At 27.0% G+C, this 20,814-nt stretch carries 19 protein-coding genes; 1 reads left to right on the top strand and 18 read right to left on the bottom strand.

Annotated elements, in window-relative coordinates; translation table 11 throughout:
* Window positions 1–3: 3 nt before the first annotated feature.
* The 3 genes from GM111_RS01825 to GM111_RS01815 are packed head-to-tail and all read right to left on the bottom strand — an operon-like array spanning window position 4 to window position 3,126.
* Window positions 4–921 (bottom strand): alpha/beta hydrolase, encoded by a 918-nt coding sequence (locus GM111_RS01825; protein WP_156299189.1) that lies wholly within the window; start codon window positions 919–921, stop codon window positions 4–6.
* A 14-nt stretch (window positions 922–935) separates the two neighbouring features.
* Window positions 936–2,075 (bottom strand): tRNA(Met) cytidine acetate ligase, encoded by a 1,140-nt coding sequence (locus tag GM111_RS01820; protein ID WP_156299188.1) that lies wholly within the window; start codon window positions 2,073–2,075, stop codon window positions 936–938.
* Between the two features lie 7 nt (window positions 2,076–2,082).
* Window positions 2,083–3,126: an oxidoreductase gene (locus GM111_RS01815; protein ID WP_156299187.1), complete on the bottom strand. Its 1,044-nt coding sequence runs from the start codon at window positions 3,124–3,126 to the stop codon at window positions 2,083–2,085.
* Window positions 3,127–3,219: 93 nt separating this feature from the next.
* Between GM111_RS01815 and GM111_RS01810 the strand changes: the two genes are divergently transcribed.
* On the top strand, window positions 3,220–6,279 hold the full coding sequence (locus tag GM111_RS01810; RefSeq protein WP_156299186.1) for an alpha amylase N-terminal ig-like domain-containing protein: 3,060 nt from the start codon (window positions 3,220–3,222) through the stop codon (window positions 6,277–6,279).
* A gap of 143 nt (window positions 6,280–6,422) precedes the next feature.
* Here GM111_RS01810 and GM111_RS01805 read toward each other — a convergent pair whose 3' ends face one another.
* From GM111_RS01805 to GM111_RS01735, 15 genes are all read right to left on the bottom strand, one after another.
* Window positions 6,423–6,884, bottom strand: coding sequence for a GNAT family N-acetyltransferase (locus GM111_RS01805; protein ID WP_156299185.1), 462 nt, complete (start codon window positions 6,882–6,884; stop codon window positions 6,423–6,425).
* A gap of 4 nt (window positions 6,885–6,888) precedes the next feature.
* Window positions 6,889–8,211, bottom strand: a complete 1,323-nt coding sequence (locus GM111_RS01800) for a PTS transporter subunit IIC (protein WP_156299184.1) — start codon at window positions 8,209–8,211, stop codon at window positions 6,889–6,891.
* A 19-nt stretch (window positions 8,212–8,230) separates the two neighbouring features.
* Window positions 8,231–8,782, bottom strand: coding sequence for a hypothetical protein (locus GM111_RS01795; protein ID WP_156299183.1), 552 nt, complete (start codon window positions 8,780–8,782; stop codon window positions 8,231–8,233).
* 13 nt (window positions 8,783–8,795) lie between these two features.
* Entirely contained in the window at window positions 8,796–9,632 is an 837-nt protein-coding gene (locus tag GM111_RS01790) for a Cof-type HAD-IIB family hydrolase (RefSeq protein ID WP_197034441.1), read from the bottom strand.
* Window positions 9,622–10,590 (bottom strand): prolyl aminopeptidase, encoded by a 969-nt coding sequence (pip, locus tag GM111_RS01785; protein ID WP_156299181.1) that lies wholly within the window; start codon window positions 10,588–10,590, stop codon window positions 9,622–9,624. Before pip ends, GM111_RS01790 begins: the two co-directional genes overlap by 11 nt.
* Window positions 10,587–11,576 carry an alpha/beta hydrolase fold domain-containing protein gene (locus tag GM111_RS01780; protein ID WP_156299180.1) on the bottom strand — a complete coding sequence of 330 codons (990 nt, stop codon included), beginning with the start codon at window positions 11,574–11,576 and terminating at the stop codon, window positions 10,587–10,589. The genes pip and GM111_RS01780 overlap by 4 nt, the downstream gene beginning before the upstream one ends.
* Window positions 11,567–12,040: a hypothetical protein gene (locus GM111_RS01775; protein WP_156299179.1), complete on the bottom strand. Its 474-nt coding sequence runs from the start codon at window positions 12,038–12,040 to the stop codon at window positions 11,567–11,569. The genes GM111_RS01780 and GM111_RS01775 overlap by 10 nt, the downstream gene beginning before the upstream one ends.
* Before the next feature lie 9 nt (window positions 12,041–12,049).
* Window positions 12,050–12,583, bottom strand: a complete 534-nt coding sequence (locus tag GM111_RS01770; protein ID WP_156299178.1) for a helix-hairpin-helix domain-containing protein — start codon at window positions 12,581–12,583, stop codon at window positions 12,050–12,052.
* The gene (locus GM111_RS01765) at window positions 12,580–13,953 is read right to left on the bottom strand and encodes a coproporphyrinogen III oxidase (RefSeq protein WP_156299177.1); all 1,374 of its coding nucleotides are present in this window, start codon (window positions 13,951–13,953) and stop codon (window positions 12,580–12,582) included. Before GM111_RS01765 ends, GM111_RS01770 begins: the two co-directional genes overlap by 4 nt.
* A gap of 3 nt (window positions 13,954–13,956) precedes the next feature.
* Window positions 13,957–14,763 (bottom strand): undecaprenyl-diphosphate phosphatase, encoded by an 807-nt coding sequence (locus GM111_RS01760; RefSeq protein WP_156299176.1) that lies wholly within the window; start codon window positions 14,761–14,763, stop codon window positions 13,957–13,959.
* 103 nt (window positions 14,764–14,866) lie between these two features.
* Window positions 14,867–16,420: a cardiolipin synthase gene (cls, locus tag GM111_RS01755; protein WP_156299175.1), complete on the bottom strand. Its 1,554-nt coding sequence runs from the start codon at window positions 16,418–16,420 to the stop codon at window positions 14,867–14,869.
* A 63-nt stretch (window positions 16,421–16,483) separates the two neighbouring features.
* On the bottom strand, window positions 16,484–19,270 hold the full coding sequence (pulA, locus tag GM111_RS01750) for a type I pullulanase (RefSeq protein WP_197034440.1): 2,787 nt from the start codon (window positions 19,268–19,270) through the stop codon (window positions 16,484–16,486).
* A gap of 108 nt (window positions 19,271–19,378) precedes the next feature.
* Complete coding sequence (locus GM111_RS01745) at window positions 19,379–20,197, bottom strand: hypothetical protein (protein WP_156299173.1); 819 nt, start codon at window positions 20,195–20,197, stop codon at window positions 19,379–19,381.
* An 88-nt stretch (window positions 20,198–20,285) separates the two neighbouring features.
* Window positions 20,286–20,552 carry a type II toxin-antitoxin system RelE family toxin gene (locus tag GM111_RS01740; RefSeq protein ID WP_456243022.1) on the bottom strand — a complete coding sequence of 89 codons (267 nt, stop codon included), beginning with the start codon at window positions 20,550–20,552 and terminating at the stop codon, window positions 20,286–20,288.
* On the bottom strand, window positions 20,549–20,773 hold the full coding sequence (locus GM111_RS01735) for a DUF6290 family protein (protein ID WP_156299171.1): 225 nt from the start codon (window positions 20,771–20,773) through the stop codon (window positions 20,549–20,551). The genes GM111_RS01740 and GM111_RS01735 overlap by 4 nt, the downstream gene beginning before the upstream one ends.
* Between the last annotated feature and the right edge of the window lie 41 nt (window positions 20,774–20,814).

Below are 20,814 nucleotides of genomic sequence, written 5' to 3'. Positions count from 1 at the left end.
TTGTTACAAATTCAAAAAGTTTTGTATAGAATAAGTATATTCCCATTTATACTGTAAGTATATTCTTACATGTTGACCTTTTCTAAAAGCCTTAAATATGGGTTTAATAACACTAGCATCATACATACTTTTATCTTTAATAATTTGATATTCTTCATTTATCATGTCATATGGTGTAGCCTCATCTTTTTCAGATTGAAGTATTAATGTTGGAACCTTCCCTAAAACTCTTGAAAGTCTTAGTTCATTTAGTTTTCCATCAATTCTAAAATTAAATCTAGCTAAAGGAAATGACATTATTGCATATGGTATTTTAAATCCTAAGAATAATGAATGATGTAATATTGTCTCTTTAATATTTGATACTGGTGAATCAAGTATCATTTTTTCTATTACCACACCTTTCTCATTAAGTTCTTTTTCATATAAATAAGGCACTAATGCACTACCCATACCACCTTGAGAAAAACCATAAAGTATAAAATCTTTAGTCCCAAATTTTTCATTTAACATTAAGACAGTGTTTTTAATATCTTCAGCAAACCTATAACCAAAAGCAGTTCTAGCAACATCAGATTTACCAGAATTTCTTAAATCTGGTAGAAAAATATTGTATTTTTCATTAAGTTGCATATCTATGAATAATTGTAAAAATTTCAAACAAAATATTCTATTATTTTTTCTTCCGTGATTTATTACTATAGTTTTTGTTGCATCTTCATTTTTAATGTACCAACCATATAGATTAATATCTCCCGACTTGTACTCTATTTCTTCAAACTCCATATTAAAAGAAAGAGGAGAATATTTTCCACATATAAACCTATTTTTACTTTTCATAACATCTTTTAAAGAAGTCTCAAGTGTAACTCTTGGATACTTTTCTATAACATTTAAAAGATAATCATCTAATAAAAACATATATCTTCCTCCTCCTATTTTTCGTAATATACATTTAAACTTTCTTTTTCACGCATTAGCACTTCATAAAGTAAAAATGCATTCTTTTCAATTTTAATTAAGCTACTCTCTATATTTTTCTCTATATCTTTCCAATTTACATATATCTTATAATTATCTAATTCCTTAAGATATTTTGCACCTTTTTCATTGATACCTAAAACTCTAATGTAGTCTATGTCACTTTCTAGATTAACATCATCATCAGTAATATTTAACAATGTGTTAAGCATGACTCTTTTAATTCTATTTAAAGTAAAATTCCTACTTACAAAAGCTTTTAAAAAGTCTTGCATGTTAGATGTGCTTTGTATACACTTCTCCACCCTATTATACATACTATCATTAAAATCATATACTTTTATTAATTCATCCTTTGTTTTAACATTGAAAATCAATCTAAACATATCATATATCTTATCTTCTGGATTAATATTCTCTTTTTTTTCTAATATTTCAGAACAAGATAAAGGAACAAAAGTTGAAATATTTCCATTAATATTTTTTCTTAACATAGTTGCTGAAGCTATTCCATCAACACTTTCTTCCTCGTTATATCCACTACCTATTCTCTTTATTCCATGAGCTAATATATTAAATGAATTTTTTTCTATGCTTTTAATATATGACATAGCTAATATATTATTAGACTTGTATACATCTTCATATCCATATTCTTTTAAGGTAAGTTCATGCGCTTTGATATATGAATGACCTTGCTTAATGTATTCCCTTATCTTTTCTTGATAAATTTCATCTTTTTGTATTTTAATTATTTCATAAATACTCTCAAGATTTTCTTCTTCTATACCAAAAACTTGAATTTCACACCCCATTTCATTTAATATTTTAACAGAGTATTCACAAAAAACATCAGCATTTTGTATAGAATAATATACTGGGAGTTCAACTACTATATCATAACCTTCTTTTATTGCAATTTTAGCTTTCTCAAACTTATTAAGTACTGAAACTTCACCTCTTTGAACAAAGTTTCCAGATATTACAGCTATTTTTATCTTAGGTTCATTTTTAGTAATTTCATCTATTTGGTATTTATGTCCATTATGAAACGGATTAAATTCTGCCACTACTCCTACTATCTTATCCTTCATATTTCTCCTATTTTTTTAAGTCTTTTTCTACAAATCTATCTCTAAAATATGCCCTACTTGTAGCTTTTCTTGCATCTATTTTAATATTATTCTTAAATGCTTCATCCATAATCCAATTTGGATTTCTAAGTAATCCTCTTCCTACTGCAATTAAATCTATATCTAAATCTCTAATAGCAAATTCAGCTAAATCAAAATTATCAATTTGTCCTACTGCTATAACTGGAATCCCCATTATTTCTTTTATAACCTTAGCAAATGATAATTGATAACCTGGATAAAATGAAAGATTTCCTTCATTTACAGTTCCTCCACTACTTACATGTATCACATCTAAATATTCTTTAAAGTTCACTAAAACTTTTGCTAAATCACTTGGACTATATCCCCCTTCTGCCCATTCATATGCAGAAACTCTAATAGAAACTAAACCTTTAAATTCTTTTCTTACTTCCGCAAGTATTTCTCCTAAAAGTTTTGCCCTGTTTACAAAAGATCCTCCATATTCATCATCTCTATCATTAGAAAAAGTAGATAAAAATTGATTAATTAAATATCCATGAGCTGCATGTAATTCTAAATAGTCATAACCTGCACTTTCTGCTCTTCTTGCTGCTAATTTAAAATCATTGATTAAAGAAAGTATATCTTCTTTCTCCATTTTTCTTGGTATGCCGAAGTAATCATTAAAAGGAATATTTGAGCTAGATAATATATCTCCTCCTTTAACCAATCCTTTTCTGCCAGCATCTCCAATTTGTATACCTATTTTACTTCCTAATCTATGTACACTATCCACTAACTTCTTTAATCCTTCTATATGTTCATCTGACCAAATTCCAAGATCTTGTTCACTTATTCTTCCATCACTTCTAACCGCAGTAACTTCTTGTATAATTAAACCAACATTCCCTATTGCTCTTGCACCATAATGAGCAATATGAAATTCATTTACAAAACCATCTTTTGCTTCATAAGTATCCATAGGTGGCATTACCACTCTATTTTTTAATTCAAGTTTACCTAAAATATATTTTTCTAATAATTTCATATAGGTCTCCCTTCCTTGATTTATCTATCTAAAGTATAGCATAATTTTAAGATTTTTGGTATAATAGAACTGATTGTGAAAGGAGATTTTTAAATGGAATATATTTTAGGAATTTACAAAGATGGTAAATTTTTTAAAGAAGTAAAATTAAATAGAAAAAACGATAGGTATATATATAAATGGGCAAAAGTTGATGTAGCATCATATTTTTTTACTATTACTAAAATAGAAAATGGAGATAAAGAAAATTTTAATGTTACATATAACCATACTAGTCCATTTGCTTCTGAATTTAGAGCATATGTTGATAGTAAAAGTGCCCCTAAATCTATTTCAGGGATACAATCAGGTATAGATATTCTAATTGAATTTAATCCACATGATTTCACTTTTTTACTACAAAAGAAAAAATTTATTAGATTTAATATTGATATATCAAAATTTGGTTTATCTAATCCAAAAACATTTGAAATTACAGGAGATTTTAATAATTGGATTCCTGAAACTGAACCAATTACTCACATTAAAGATAACCTATACGAGGTAATTTTAAATATTGAAAATGGATTTTATGAATATAAATTTTTAATAGATCATAAATGGTATCCTGAAAAAAATGAAATTCTTGTAGTTGGAGAAAACGGAAATCTTTTCCCTAAAGGCCAATTAGGAAATGGTAAATTTGTAAATGAAATAAGTAAAAACATTAATACAGGCAGTAAAATAACAGCTATACTTCATGACATGAAAAAATTAATTTATTTCAATAAAATTACTGAAAAAGAATTTGAAATAAGTATACGGACTCAAAAATCAGATGTAGAAAGAGTATATATCTCTGTAATACCATACACTAAAGATGGTAAAGGGTTAAATAGAATATATGAACTTGAAAGATATATTGATTACACTAATTCTTTTGATTATTTCAAAAGGATACTTACATTCTCAGAAGATATAGAAAGCTTCAAGTATTTTTTCATACTTGAAGATGGTGGAGTCAAAAATTATTATGGATTAAATGGTCTTGAAGAAAATTTAACTAACTCATTAATTTACTCAAAAGAAGATAACGACGATATTTTCTATATTCCTTATTGGTCTAGAGAAGCTATATGGTATAACATATTTCCAGATAGATTTTACAATGCTGATGTATATAACGATCCCATATTCAATGAATTCGGACCTGAAAAATTTAAGAAAAATCCAAATTATGAAAGTAAATTTATCAAAGATTATAGATGGAACAAAAATGAATATGCCCCTCTTTTTGAAAGAAATAGATGGTGTTCTGACTTTAGTGAAAGAACAAATTGGGAAGTTCATCTAGAATCAAATATAAATTATTCACTTAAGTATGCAAGACTGTTTGGTGGAGATCTAAAGGGTATCAAAGAAAAAATACCATATCTTAAAAATTTAGGAATTAATGCAGTTTGGTTAAACCCTGTATTTTATTCTTTTCAAAACCATAAATATGGAGCTAATGATTTTAGACATATTTCACCTGATTTTGGAACTATTAGAACTAGTGGAAAATTACATAACATCTATATTAATCCTGAAAATAAATATGGTAATAAAAGTTATCTTGATGTATTAGGAAAAAACGCTGTTAATAATTCTGAACTAGAATTATTAGAAGTTAATTTAGTAGGAGAAAATAAAGGAAAAAATGGCTATTTAGAAACTGATAATCCTAGTAGTTGGGTTTGGACAGAATCAGATTTAATTATGGTAGATTTAATTAAAGAACTACACAAAAATGGAATTAGAGTAATATTTGATGCTGTATTTAATCATAGCAGTAACTATAACTTTGCATTTAATCTTGCACTTGCAGAAGGAGAAAAATCTCAATATGCAAGTTGGTATAAATTTACAGATTATTCAAACTATACTGAAGTTAGAGAAGATATGAGTGAAGAAGAAGCTTATAACACTGTAAATCTTAATAGAAAAAATTTAAGATATAATGGATGGGCAGGATTTGATACTTTGCCTGTTTTTGATAGTTTTAATGAAGAATGGAAAGACTACATCTTCAATATCACTAGAAAATGGATGTTAGGTCCTGACGGTAAAGAACATAGCAACTGGCAAGAAGATGATGGTATAGATGGATGGAGACTTGATGTCCCTAATAATCTTGAAAATCAAATGTTTTGGAAAGAATGGAGACAAGTTGTTAAAAAATGTAAAAGAGATTCATATATTACAGCAGAACTGTGGTCTAATGCAGGAGATGACATTAATTCCGGAGATAAATTTGATGCTGTTATGAACTATGAATGGCTTAAAGCTGTAATAGGATATTTCATAAATCAAGGAACTAATTTTGATGATACATACAAATTAACAGCTGAACAATTTTTCTTAGAATTAAGAGAAAAAAGGACTTGGTATCCATTACAAGCAGTTCAAGCTTGTCAAAATTTAAATGGATCTCACGATACAGATAGACTTTATTCAAGAATAGTTAACGATAGAATTGGTAGAAACTTAGAAGAGGGTAAACAATATGAAAAAGGATATAACATTATTAGACCTGATTTAGCTGGAAATTACCATCCTAACACAACTATAGATTGGAAAAATTGTCATATTAAACCTAAAGATGTATTAAAACTTATCTCAATATTCCAAATGACATACATAGGAGCTCCTATGCTATACTATGGTGATGAAGTTGGAATGTGGGGAGCTACAGATCCATATTGTAGAAAACCTATGCTTTGGGATGAGTTTTGGTATGATGATGAAAGAAACACTTCTTATGTAAACAACGATGAGCTTTATTCTCAAAAACCTGATATGGACTTATTTGAATGGTATAAAAAAATCATTAAAATACGTAAAGAACACAAATCTTTAGTATATGGAAGAATTAAACCTGTATACTTTAATAACGAAAAAGATATCATAGCTTATGAAAGATATGATAAGAATGAAAGTATTATAGTTGTATTAAATAACAGTTTTGAGGATCATAGTAATATTACTATTACTTCATTCCATAATTCTAAAACTTATCTAGATTTATTATCTGGTAAGAAAATTAAGAGTGATATAAATGGTAAAATGACTTTTGATATTAAAGCAAAAAAAGGATATATATTTTACTTACAAAAAAAAGATGATGAAAAATAGAACAGAACATGTACCAATAAACTGGATAAAAATTTTTTAAATATGCTTTTTATAAATTCAAGGAACTATTCCTAGTTTGATTAAGAATAGTTCCTTTTTAATTTAGGTTCTTAACAGAAAATGTATATCGTTATATTATCTTTTTATTTTTCCTTTAACATTTCAAAGGTTTCTATTTCACCTTCTTTTCTTTCATTACCTGTCAAAACAAATCCCATTTTTTCGTAAAACTTTATTGCTCTAACATTATTTTTTAAAACATAAACTAATATACTCTTATTTAATTCTTTATCAACTAATTCTACTAATTCTTGTCCAACTTTATTAGAACGATAGTTTTTCCCAACATATATAGCTTCTATTTCAGAATAATTTTCATTATATCTACTTTTTTTAGAAAATAGAATAAAGGCTATAACTTCACTCTCTATTTCAGCAATGTATATATCTTCTAATCTTGATTTTTTTGATAAAATTATTTTATCTAAATTTAAATTTGATAATAGTTTTTCACTTAATAATCCTTTATATGTTTCCTTAAATGTTTCGTAATGAAATATCCCTATTTTTTCTACATCAGATAATAAAGCTTTTCTAATTTTCATTTTCTCACCTTCTATCAAAATTCTTATAAAAAAAGATATATAGTAATATGATTAATATAAATGCAACCACTCCATAAATTTTAAATTCAAAAAATTTTATCATAGCCCATCTAAAAAAAGGACTTTCAAAACCATAGTAACTAATTAATTGTCCCTTATTTCCTATTCCTCCTATACTCTTTGAAAGTTGAGTAATAGCAGGAGCTATATTAGTTGAAACCATCAAATATATAGGAGTAATTATTGTTCCAAGTATTAGCATTTTAAGTAAATTTCTATTAGCTACTATTAAAGCAGGAACTACTATCACAGGATTTACAATTCCTGGAAGAGGTAATATACTACTAAATCCAAGCTTTGAAAAAATTAAAGCTAGCATTAAAGTTACTGGGATTAACAATACTGAAACTATCCATAATTCTGGTGCAGATCCTAATATAGGCCAGTCAAGACCTATCACTATATCTTTATGTTTATATTTATTTTCCATAAAATTTTTAGCAACTTCTGATACTGGATTTAAAGCTTTGACAAACATTCCTGCAATCATTGGTAAAAGTACTAATGTTGCAGCAAGCTTTACTGCAATTTCGACACTTTCAAGTATTGAATATCCTGAAAAAATCGAAAGTATCATACCTATAATAAATCCCATTACTGAATCTTCACCAAATACACCTATCTTATTTTTTAAATGATCTATATCAAGTTCAGTATCTCTAATAAATGGTATTTTATCTAAAAACTCACTAATTGGGTACATTAATATACATTGAAGTATAGAAACATGTGTTGTCGTTGTAGATTCCATCCCGGTAATTTCATCTGTTCTTCTTCTAATTTTTTCTGCTACTTTAAGTTCTGCAATAATTTGTATAGTTGCAGAAATAAAACCAAATAAAACACTACCAGATAATACTGTAACTATAGCTGCTGTAAAAACCTTAGTCCATATATTAAAGATATCAACATTTAAAATATTTGTTTGATCAAAATGAATTAATATTAAATTTAATACAATTTGTAACGGAAATATTATAATCGCAAAAGGCCAAGCAAACGATATAGTTACCATAGGAGAAAATCCTAAATCTATTACGTCAAGTTTAATATTAGTGTACTCTACAAACCTTAAAGCAACAGGCGAAATAGTATTAAACATAAATTCTATTACAAGTGAAATCGATGTAAATGCTATTGCAAGTGTAATACCTGAAATTAAAGCATCTTTCAGACGCATCTTCATAAACAATGACATAATTATAATAATGATAGGTAATAGTATGCTAGGACTAATACCTAAAATATATTGGACTATTTCTGACATATATTTTCCTTTCTATTTTTTATCTTTCAATTATCCAGTTGCCATCTTTTTTAATTAATGGCATAGCTGCTTTAGTTAATTTAAATTCTTTTTTGATTTCTTTCTCTACTAATTCAATTACTTTATCTATCATAAATTCAAACATTTTCTTTTCATCATTAATTAATTCAGGTTTTTGTGCGATTTTAATTAATAAATTATAAGTTAGTTCTTCTTGATTAATAGAAAACTCACTAGAAATATCTTTAAATTGGTAAATTGAAACACCTTCTTTTTCATCTAAAAACACTATTTTTTCTAATTTTAAGTTAATTGACTCTAACATTGTATTAAAGAGATTTTCAAGTTTTGTTTCAATAAATTTTTTCTCAACCTTTTCTCCTAATTGTAAATTTAACATTTCAGCTAAAGCATCGCTAATTTCTTTTGTATCTTCAGATAATCTTTCTTTTATTGACAACTCTATTTTCTTTAAATCTGACTCTTCATATTTGATATTTTTAACATTTACTACATCCACATTTGCTAAGGCAAATATTGGTAACATTAACACAAATAACATTTTTTTCATATTCTTTCTCTCCTTATATTCCTAAAAATTCTATTATTTCTCTTTCTACACCAAATTCATTATTAGTATATTTTGTAACTCTCTCTATTTTGTCTAAAACTATCTTTTCTGCATTTTTCATAGCAAAACCATAACCTACTTCAAGTAACATATCTAAATCATTTTCAGCATTTCCAAATGCAAGTACATCTTTTAAATCTATATTTAATTTTGAACATAATACCTCAAGACCTTTTGCTTTATTAATCCCTTTTTTAGTTAATTCATCTAAAAAGAAACCACTTCTAGCTTGAGTAACCTTATCATTAAATTCACTTTTAGCAATAATATCATATACTAAATTTAATTCCTCAGTATCTTTAGTAAATACCATAAGTTTTATCTTGTGTTCAGGGAAATCTTTAGGGTCATCTATATTTATTAAATTTACAAAATTAACTTTTTTCTCAAGTTCAACAAGTTCTGTATATACACCCTCATTTTTATATGTATAGAAATTATCCCAATCATGGAAACTTATTGGAGTATTAAGTCCTTTTTCTTCTAATAGTTTTATTATACCAAAAGCTAAATCATCCTCTATACATTCTTGATATATTATCTTATTTTCTTTAAGGTCATAAATTTCAGCACCATTATGTCCAATTATGTATCTTACCATATCAGTCATTTTTATTCTTTTAACAAGTTCAACTATACCTGCAGTTGCTCTTCCACTTGCAAATACTATCTCTTGACTAAGGTTCTTCTCTCTTAATTTTTCTACATAACTTAAGTCTTGTTTGAAATGACTGTCATCTAAGAAAGTTCCATCAAAGTCTATAGCTATTAATTTTATCTTATCTTTCACTATATTCCTCCATTATTTCCATTAATTTATGTGTAATACCTTTTTCAAGACTAGAATGTCCTGCATCTTGAACTATATATAGTTTTGCATTATTAAGATTTTTATATAGCTCATAAGCTCCTATTAATCTACAATCTACATCATATCTACCATGAACTATATCTATCTCTATATCCTTTATTTTATCTACATTTTCTAAAATATAGTTTTTAGTTGGTAAAAATGAATTATTATTAAAATAAACACATTCTATTATTGCCATTGAAATATCTGCTTGTGATATTTCACTTAAATTATCTTTTCTAATAAGTCTTACACAAGAATGCTCCCAATCTGACCAAACTTTTGCATATTTTTTAGCAATTTCCATATCCATTTGTAGATATTTTAAATATGACTCAACTGGATTTTTTCTTTCTTCTTCTGTAAGAGGAGCAACAAACTTATCAAATTCTTCTGGATAAAAATAGCTTGCACCTTCTTTATATAGCCAATTTACATCTTCATCTCTAGCTAAAAATATTCCTCTTAACACTATTTTTTTAACTCTTTCAGGATGAGTAATACTATATACTAAAGATAAAGTTGACCCCCAAGAACCTCCAAATACTACCCATTTTTCAATTCCTAGTTTCTCTCTTATTTTTTCCATATCATCAATTAATGCAAAAGTATTATTACCTTCCATTTTAGCAAAAGGTTTACTTTTTCCACATCCTCTTTGATCTATTACTATTATTCTATATTTATCTTTATCAAAAAATCTTTTTGCATAATCACCCATAGGTGATCCAGGCCCACCATGTACAAATACAACTGGTATACCTTCTTCATTACCACTAACTTCATAATATATTTCATGCCCATCATTTTCTAAATAATAACCTTTTTCACTATATTCTTCACTATGTAGTGTTAAAAGGTCTTTTATTTCTGAACTAACTATTTCTTTTATCATTTTATGAACTCCCTAATTTCATCTATACTATCTATGATATTGTCATTATATCCTGTTTTATCTATAAAGGCATGCACTTCACCAGCATATCTAATCCCAATAGATTTTACTGCATTTTCTCTAAGTCTTTTGTGGAAATATTCCGCTTCTAGTCTTAAATAATCATATTCAACAGTAAATATTAAAGTTTTAGGAAATTGTCTTAACACGCTGTCTGGTGCATTTATTTGAGAGATATAGTAATTCTCTTTAGCTTCATTAGTTTTAATATACATATCTTTAATATATGGCATAGCATATTTTAAACCACTAGATTCTGATTTCATTAAACCTGCATCAGGACTAGTTTCATCTATATCATACTCTTTAATATCCCATATAAAATCTTCTCTACAATTATCTTTAAGATCTATAAGTAAAACTGGATAATACATGATTAACCCATCAGCTATCTTAGTATTTTCCTCTATATCTTTAATTACTACAGAACATGCAAGTCCACCACCTGCACTATCTCCACCAAGATAAATACTTTCATATCTATTTTCATAATATTTTAGTATAGTATATCCCTCTTCTATAGAAGTAGGAAATGGAAATTCTGGTGCTAAAGAATAATCTACTGATACTACAGTTGATCCTGTTTTTTCAGCCATATATCTACATGTATAATGTATAGTATCTGTTGAACCTCCATAATATCCTCCACCATGGAAAAATATTATTAGTTTTTCTTTATTTTCTTCATCCACCGAATATTTAACAACTCTAATTCCCTCTACTTTTTTTATCTCGTTCTTAATATGAACTGTTGTTATATCCTTATTTGGATACCACATTTCAGATCTCATTTTCTCAAGTGATGAATTAAATTCTTTTATTCCCCTTTTTTCAGATTCTTTAACTTTTAATTCTTTTGTGAATTTAACATTAGGAGAAAGATTACCTATTTTATACCCTTCTATCTTAGGTCTTCTTATTTCCATAATTTACTCACATCCTCACTTTCTCTAATATGTATTAATTTAGAATCCACATATCTTTCATATTCTTTTCTTACTTCATTTACAAAGACTATTTTACTAACTTTTAACTTAATAAAACTATCTATTAAAAAAGCTCCTAGAAATACTGCTAACGATTTCGCAAATGATACTCCTAAAAATATATAAGTAAATATTGCTGCTGCCATACCTGTAAATACGTTAAATAATGTTTTCTTAATAAAATATTTTCTTTTTCTCTTCACAAAAAGATTCAACCCTTCATTTATATATTTTTCTATTTCTTCTTTTTCCACAAATTCATAGATATTAACTCCTTCTTGTAAGTATTTAGAAAGTAGTGCACTACAAAATTCTTTTTGTACTAAGTTCTTATTTTCTACTGCCATCTTTAAACCTGACAATAGAGCAAAAATATTCTCTCTGTCCTTTTCTTCTCTATTCATATCCATCTCCTAAAACTGTATATGTTTACTAACTATATTCATATTTACTTTTCCTTTTAAATCAAGATCTGATTTAATCTCTCCAGAATTTCTTAAATCTAGAATAGTTTTAACATCTTGTTTTGAAAATCCAAGCATATACAAGCCATCTTCATCTAAGGCATTAATATTATGTTTAACATATTCTTTTTCTTCTGTTTCTTCTACATAAAAGTTTTTCTTTATTCTATCTATATTACCTTTGTTTATACCTCTAGCTCTAATTAAGTAATCTACATTATCAATATACCCAACAAAATCCCTATATTCAAGTATTTTGTAAGCTTCTTTACTCGAAATTCCATTTCCAACTATATCTTCATAACCTACAGTGTTAATATCAAATAATTTATCTGCATTCTTCTCATCTTGAAATACTATTTCTTCATTAATTTCAACACGAGGCACGTCACCTCCATGAGTTTCAAATCCAAATATTCCTTTAATGAAATTAAATACAAATAATATTAATAATGTAATTAAAACATATTTTAATTTTCTCACATTAGCCCCCTAATTTCTTTTTTCTTTTCATTTAGTCTATCTTCAAATTCATCTATCCACATAAGTGGATCTTTAGGATTTATAAGCCTCTTTATTATATCATCTTTAATTAATTTAGTTATAGCTCCAGCACCTATAGATATGATAGTCTTGTATTCTTCTATCATCTCTATATTGTAAATTAATTGCTTTCCTTCCTTACAATATCCCATATTTTCTCCATCTATACTAGAACTCTTTTGTCTGTACATATAGTAGGGGAAATATTGTTTTTCTCTCATTATTTCTGTTATCTTTTGAGTTATTAATTTATGATCTAAGGCATCTTCTTCAAAATATTTACTTTTAGTAAGAATTGATGCTTTCTTCATAGCTAAATAGTGGAAAGTTACATTTTCTGGATCATACTGTTTAAACTTTTCTAAAGTATTTAATACATCTTCTGTATTTTCACGTGGAAGTCCTATTATGAAATCCATATTAATGTCTAATTTCAATCTTTTTGCTTCCATATATACTTCATTAAGTTTATCTATGTTATGATATCTATTTACAAGTTTTAAAGTTGAATCCTTAAATGATTGTGGATTAATACTTATTCTTGTAACATCAAAGTCTTTAAGCATAGTAAGTTTTTGACTATCTAATGTATCTATTCTTCCTGCTTCAAAAGTATATTCTTTTAAAGATTTCATGTCTATATATTCTTTAATAGTTACTAAGAGTTCGTTTAATTCCTCTATTGATAAATAACTTGGAGTTCCTCCACCTACATATATACTATTTATCTCAAGATTTAATTCTTTACATAGAGAACCAACTTCCCTAATCTCTCTAAGTAAAGTTTGAAAGTATTCTTCATATCTTTGTTCATATTTCCCCTTTTTTAGATACGCAGGGAAAGAACAATAGGTGCATTTTGTAGGACAAAATGCAAGTCCAATATATATACCTATAGTTTTATCATCTAAGAAATCAATTGAATTCTTAACTACCTCTATTAACAAGTTTGATTTTTCAGAACTTACTAAATATATTTCTTGTAATACTTTAACTATCTTCTCATAATCGTTATCTTTAAGTAATTTTCTAACAAGTTTTGTTGGCCTTACTCCAACTAAAGAACCCCATGGAACATATATATCATATAGCTTTAATAAACATGCTTTAAGCATAACTTCTATTTGATTATCTATCATTTTTTCTAATTTGTATTCAATGCTTTTTTCTCCATTATTTGCAGAAATATGTATATACTCTTCATCCTCTTTTACTTCAATATATACTTCATCTTCATTTTCTTTAAAGAATACATAAATAAATTCATTCCATTTATTCTCATTTATCTCATAATTTGATTTTATCTTCATTTATTACCACACATATATATCTAAAAGTATTAATATTGCTATCACTATTCTATAATATCCAAATACTTTAAAATCATGCTTCTTAATGTATTTTAAGAAAGAATTTATTATCATTAAAGACATTATGAATGTAAATATTAATCCTAAAAATATTAAGAATAACTCATATCCACTTAATAGTGATCCAATTTTTATTAATTTTAAAGTTGTTGCTCCAAGCATAGTTGGAATTGCTAAAAAGAAAGAAAATTCTGTTGCTGCCACTCTACTTAATCCTAAAAACATCGCTCCTATTATTGTTGCTGCAGAACGTGAAGTCCCAGGTATCATTGCAAGACATTGAAATAGTCCTATAGCAAGAGCCACAGGATAAGTAATATTGGCAAGATTATTTATACTTGCTCTCCTATTTTTACTTTCAATAAATATTAAAAGTATCCCATAAACTAAAAGCATAGAAGCAACTATAGTTGCATTAAAGAAATGTTCTTCAATATAGTCATCAAACAGTAAACCTAAAACCACCGCAGGTAATACAGCTACTATTATTTTAGACCAAAGTACAAGTAAACTTTTCCTTTTTTCTCCTTTATACATAAAAGGATAAAGTTTCTTAAAAAAGATTACCACAACAGCAAGTATTGCTCCAAGTTGTATTATTACCTGAAATGCTGTAACAAACTCCTTGTTGCTTGATAAATTAATGTATTTATCAGCAAGTATCATATGTCCAGTTGAACTTACAGGTATAAACTCTGTAAACGCCTCAATTAGCGAAAGTATAAAGACCTTTAAAATATCTAATAACATTATTTCCTCCTAATTTATTCTCTTCTTTTAATTATACAATATTGAAAGGCTTAATTCAACTAAACAAAAAAGATGTATCAAAAAAAATACATCTTCATTATTGTTATAGCAATGGTGCGAAAATTTTCGTTAATTTTCCTATTATTTTTCTTGTTAATTTATCATTTTTTAATTCTCTATGTGAAACAATATGTGATTTTTTGAATGTATCTTCAAAGTCTTCTTTAATATCTTTAATAACATCCATTTTATACATATATACTGCATTTTCAAAATGATGATATAGACTTCTATAATCTAAGTTTATAGTTCCTACTACAGCCTTTATATCATCTGAAATAAACATCTTAGCATGTACAAATCCTGGGTTATATTCATATATCTTAACTCCTGCATCCATAAGTTCAGCATAATGGCTATGAGCTAGAGCAAAAGGTGTTTCTTTATCTGGTATATATGGTAATATTAATCTAATATCCACACCTTTAATTGCTGCAAGTTTCATAGCAGCTGTCATTTCATTATCAATAATTAAATATGGTGTCATAATATATACATATTCTTTTGCATTATTAATAATATCAATATATACATTTTGACCTAATAATTCATTATCAAATGGTTCATCTCCATAAGGAATTATGTATCCATCATTTTTAATATCATGAGAAATATCTAAGTATTTAGAATATTCTTTACTTTCATAATCAAATAAGTTCCATGATTGTAAGAACATTAATGTAAGTGTTTTAACTGCATCTCCCATTATTCTAATACCAGTATCTTTCCAATGACCATGTTTAACTATTTCATTAATATATTCATCAGCTAAGTTTACTCCTCCAGTAAATCCTATCTTACCATCTATAACCATAATTTTTCTATGATCTCTATTGTTATAGTGTGTTGAAACAAATGGTGTTACTGGTGAGAAAGTTTGTGCTTTTATTCCATGTAATATCAATTCTTTTGGATAATCTCTATCTAAAGTCGTGTATTCACAAGTTCCATCATACATTACTCTTACTTCTACACCCTCTAGAACTTTTTGTTTTAATATCTCTACAATAGAATTCCACATTTTACCTTGTTCTATAATAAAGTATTCTATAAATATGAATTTCTTTGCTTCTTTTAATGCTAATAACATATCTAAGAACATATATTCACCTAATGAATAATACTTAACTTCACTATCTTGATATAGGTTATATCCACCAGTATTTTTGATATATCTTGCAATATTTCTTAATTCATATTCTTTTTCATCTCTTACTTTATTAAGTATCTCTTGTTTTTGAACTAAAAGATTTTTAGTTTGTGCTTGAATCTCAACTATTCTCTTTTTCATCATTCTACTTCCAAAATCTAATTTAACAAACCAATAAAGACATATTCCAAATAAAGGTAAAAGTAATATTAATAATATCCAAACTAATTTAACATTAGCATTTTGTCTATTATTTATTAAATAAACTATCATACCAAAACTGATAATTCTACTACTTCCTATTAGTATATACATGTTTTTGCCTAACCACATTACAGACATTAATACTAGAGCTAATTCTAGTAATAATAACACTGTTACAACTAAGGTTCTACTAAAAACTAACTTAAAAAAACTCTTTTTACTTGTTTTTGTTATTGTTGACATATCTCCTCCTTTTTTTCATATTATATCAAATCTTAAGAAAAGGGGCAATATTGCCCCTAAATCTTATTTTTTCTTAAGTACTAATGCTGATTGCATTGATACTTTTACTTTTCCATCTTTTACTTCTATTTCTCCAAGACCTTCTGCCTTAGCCTTATTATCTTTAACAAGTACTACATAATTTCCATTAGGTACTTGAACTTCTTTTTCTTTTCCACTAGCATTATATATTATTACTTTATCTGCTTGTGTATATGCTACAACCTGATCTAATACTTTAATAGGAGTTATAGTCTTATTAACTTCATCAAATGATTTTAAATTAAAGTCAGGATTTGCTTTACGTATTTTAATTAATTCTCTAACTAAATCTATACTTGCTGCATTTCTTCTTGCAAGTTCCCAATCAAGTCTATTTACTTCATCACTTGATTTATATGAATTTTCATCTCCACCTTTAGTTCTTAAAAATTCTTGTCCTGCATGAATAAATGGAACACCTTGTGATAGAAGAACTATAGTTGTTCCTAGATTATGTCTTCTAGTTATCATTGCTAAATCTTCAGTATCATTAGTTTTAGTTATTTGATCAAATAAAGTTAAGTTATCATGTGCTTCAATATATTGAATTAATTGCATAGGAGATGTATATGTTCTCATACCTTCTCCACCTTTAATTGAAGTAAATAGTCTTTCTTCTTGTTTTAAGTTTCCACTAATGAATCCTTTACTTATTTCTCCAAAAGTAGATCCTTTAACTGCATCTCTGAAATCATCATTAAAGAATGCTATACCTTCAAGTTTATTTGCATTATTTTGATTTGCTCTTAATTCAGGATCAAGAGTTCCCATATCCCATCCTTCTCCAAGTATAAAGAAATTAGGGTTAATTTTCTTCATTTCATCTCTTAATTCATTCATAGTATCAACATCAAGTATACCCATTAAATCAAAACGGAATCCATCTAATTTATATGTCTTAGCCCAATATTTAGCACTGTCTATTATATATTTCTTAACCATTTTTCTTTCACTAGCTACATCATTTCCTACACCAGTTCCATTAGTTAAATTTCCATCCATATCATATCTATAATAATATCCTGGAACAATTTTATTAAATGCATGTTCTCCTGCACTAAATACGTGGTTATATACAACGTCCATAATTACACCTAAATTATTTTGATGTAATACATCTATTGTTTTTTGTAATTCTTGTATTCTAACATTAGGATCATATGGATTAGTTGAATATGAACCTTCAACACTGTTATAGTTTACTGGATCATATCCCCAGTTATATCTAGCAAATTGATCTGTTTCATCTACTGAATATGAACTGAAATCATATATAGGTAATAATTGTACGTGAGTTATTCCTAAAGATTTAATATAGTCTAGTCCTGTAATTTGTCCACTTGCTGTTTTTGTTCCTGTTTCAGTTAATCCTAAGAATTTACCTTTATTATTAATTCCACTTCCAGGATGTACTGATAAATCTCTAACATGTAATTCATATATGATAGGGTTATCAATTACTGGATTTGGAACATCAGAAATACTTGGATTAACAACTACAGATTTTTCACCATTAACTGTAGTTGAATAAGTGTATGGATCATTAGTTACATTAACTTCTCCATTAACTCCAACTTCAAATTGATATACTAAACCTAATTTATCACCAGGGAAAGTAATAGAATATACTCCTTTTTCCCCTAATACCATAGGTTCTTTAATAACTTGTTCACCTTCATAAGTTAATAAGTTTACAAACTCTGCTGTAGGTGCCCAAACTTTTATAGTTGTTTCATCTTTTGTATATATAGCTCCAAGCTCTCCATCATATGCATAGAAATCATCAAAGCTTTTATCTCTAACTACACTTCCTAAATTAACTTTAGCTTCACCAAATGTAGCCATCATTACTTTTCCATCTTTATTCTTTAAATCTAAGTCTTTATCAAATACTATTTTAAACATATCTGTTTGTACTGGATCTTCAGTTAAAGAAATAATTTCTTTCACCTTATTATCAAAATTAGCTGTAATTCCTCTAGCCATTTCTTTTTCTAAATTAAAATTCTTATTAGTCTTAACAGTAATAGAATTCATTGCATCTATACTAGCACTTTCAATAGCTTTTGGTTTAGTTGCTGATTCTGCTGATTTATATATAGTTTTATCTTCTTGATTTATAAAAATATTTACATTACCACTTTCATCTATTTTAGTTATTTCTCTTGAAACATCTACTATTTTTTCAAAGAAGAACCACCATCTCTTAGTAATTTCAAAATTTAATTTACTGATATCTTTACCTTCATAATTCCCTTTAGCAACAAATTTTTCACCATCTTGTTCTAAATTAATATATTTTGGTTTTTGCCCTTCGGCCCATACTTTTACTCTGTATTTTTTAGCATCTTTTTCTACTGGATAATATGTAATATCTAAATTAACATTTTGGAACACTAATGGTGCTTTATCTGGATTAGAATAATATGTCATAGGATCTTGTGATTTAACCCATATTTCAGTTTCTCCATCTTCAATATCGATAAATCTGTCTTCTCCTACATCTTTTTTAGACCAATCTGAAAGTCTAACAATGTATCCAACTTTTTTATGTTCTCCATCTAAAGTAATTTCTGCATATTTCCCGAATTCATCTTCTTTATCAAAGGCATACGCATTTCCATTACCTTTATCAGGCCATACCCATAAATCCCACTCTAAATTTTCACTTGGTTTATAGTGAATAATTACTTTAGTACTTGCAGCAAATACAACTATTTGCATTAACAGTAAAAAAGCAAACACTAATTTTCTAAATATTTTATTCATAAATACCTCCATTTCCTATCCATATTATACCTTGATATGCAACCGTTTGCAATATTTCTATGTGATTTTATAGCAAAAATCTCTAGACTTTAATCTAGAGATTTTATTTTATTCCCAATCATATTTCATTCCTATACCAGCTTTTATATTAAATGCCCCTTTATGATTTCCTCCTGCACCTAAGCTAGTAGATAGACCAAATTTATTAAAATGTTTATCAAAAGTTAAATCTATACCATATTTAAATATTAGTTCTCCTATCTTTATTTTATTATTAGGACTTTGATTTTCGTAAACTGCTTGTTGTGCATAACCTATGCTTCCATAAGGCTTAGTGATTAGACTTGCATCTATTTTCTTAATATCATATTTTATCTTAGTATCTATATCTCCACTAACATTAAATCCTGTTGTTAATGATCTAGCTTTTGAAACCTTACTAGGAGATGATATTCCTACTAGAAGTCCAACCCCTGGAGTTATAGTTAAATCTTCTAATACTTGTATATCTTTTTCATATTTATTGTATACATCTACATTATGATTTAATGCTAACTCTTTTAAGGCTGCTCTATATCTTACAAAGCCTTTATATTCTTTATATTTTACATTTAAACCAACTTGAACTTGATGAGCATTTTCATTTTGATATCCAGCAAAAGCTCCAAGTTTAACATCTTTAATACTTCCATTCACTCCTATATTTAATTCAGGAGCAAAATCGTTAAATCCTTGTGTACCCATTCTATTTGAATTTAACCATTTTGTAACATCTATATTAACATATACATTTTCATCTATTCTATCAGTTATAGAAGTATCTGTATCAATATATGCATTAATAAATTTTACTTCTTCTACATCTCTAATAGTATTGCTATATCCAAACATACCTATTAGACTTAAAATTAAAAACATCTTTTTCATCTTATATATCACTCTCCTCCATAATATATACCCCACACTCTTAATTTTGTCAATAGACAAAAAATCTCTAGTCTATTACTAGAGATTTTTATTTATATATATTTTTTCTATGTCCAACATCAAATAAAAAAACTATAAGTATATCATCTTCAATCCTTGCAAACAGTCTATAATCTCCAACTCTATATCTCCATACGCCTTTAAGATTACCTGTAAGTGCCTTTCCTTTTTGTCTTGGATTTTCAACTGCAATTAAGTTTTTTATTATCCAATTTTTTATAACCCTTAAAGTAGATTTATCTAATTTTTTCAACTCTTTCTCAAAATTTTCAGTAAATCTAACTTTATACATTATACATCAAGCCTTTCCCATAATTCTTCAGCAGTAATTGTTTTTTCTTTTTTTATTTTTTCCATTGCTTTTAATATTCTTTCTTCATCCAATTTTAAATCTTCTTCTATTTTATCTAAAACAAGATTTTTGATAAATGATGACATATTAATATCATTAACTTTTGTATAATTTCTAATTAATTCTGCTTCATCTTCTGAAACTCTAAATGAAAGTGTGCTCATTATTTTCCCTCCTCAACTGTATTACTTGTAATACAATTATA

This window comes from Streptobacillus canis (assembly GCF_009733925.1).
GTDB classification, from domain to species: Bacteria; Fusobacteriota; Fusobacteriia; order Fusobacteriales; family Leptotrichiaceae; genus Streptobacillus; species Streptobacillus canis.
Note: the sequence above shows the minus strand (reverse complement) of the source record. Positions and strands in the feature narration are given on the sequence as shown.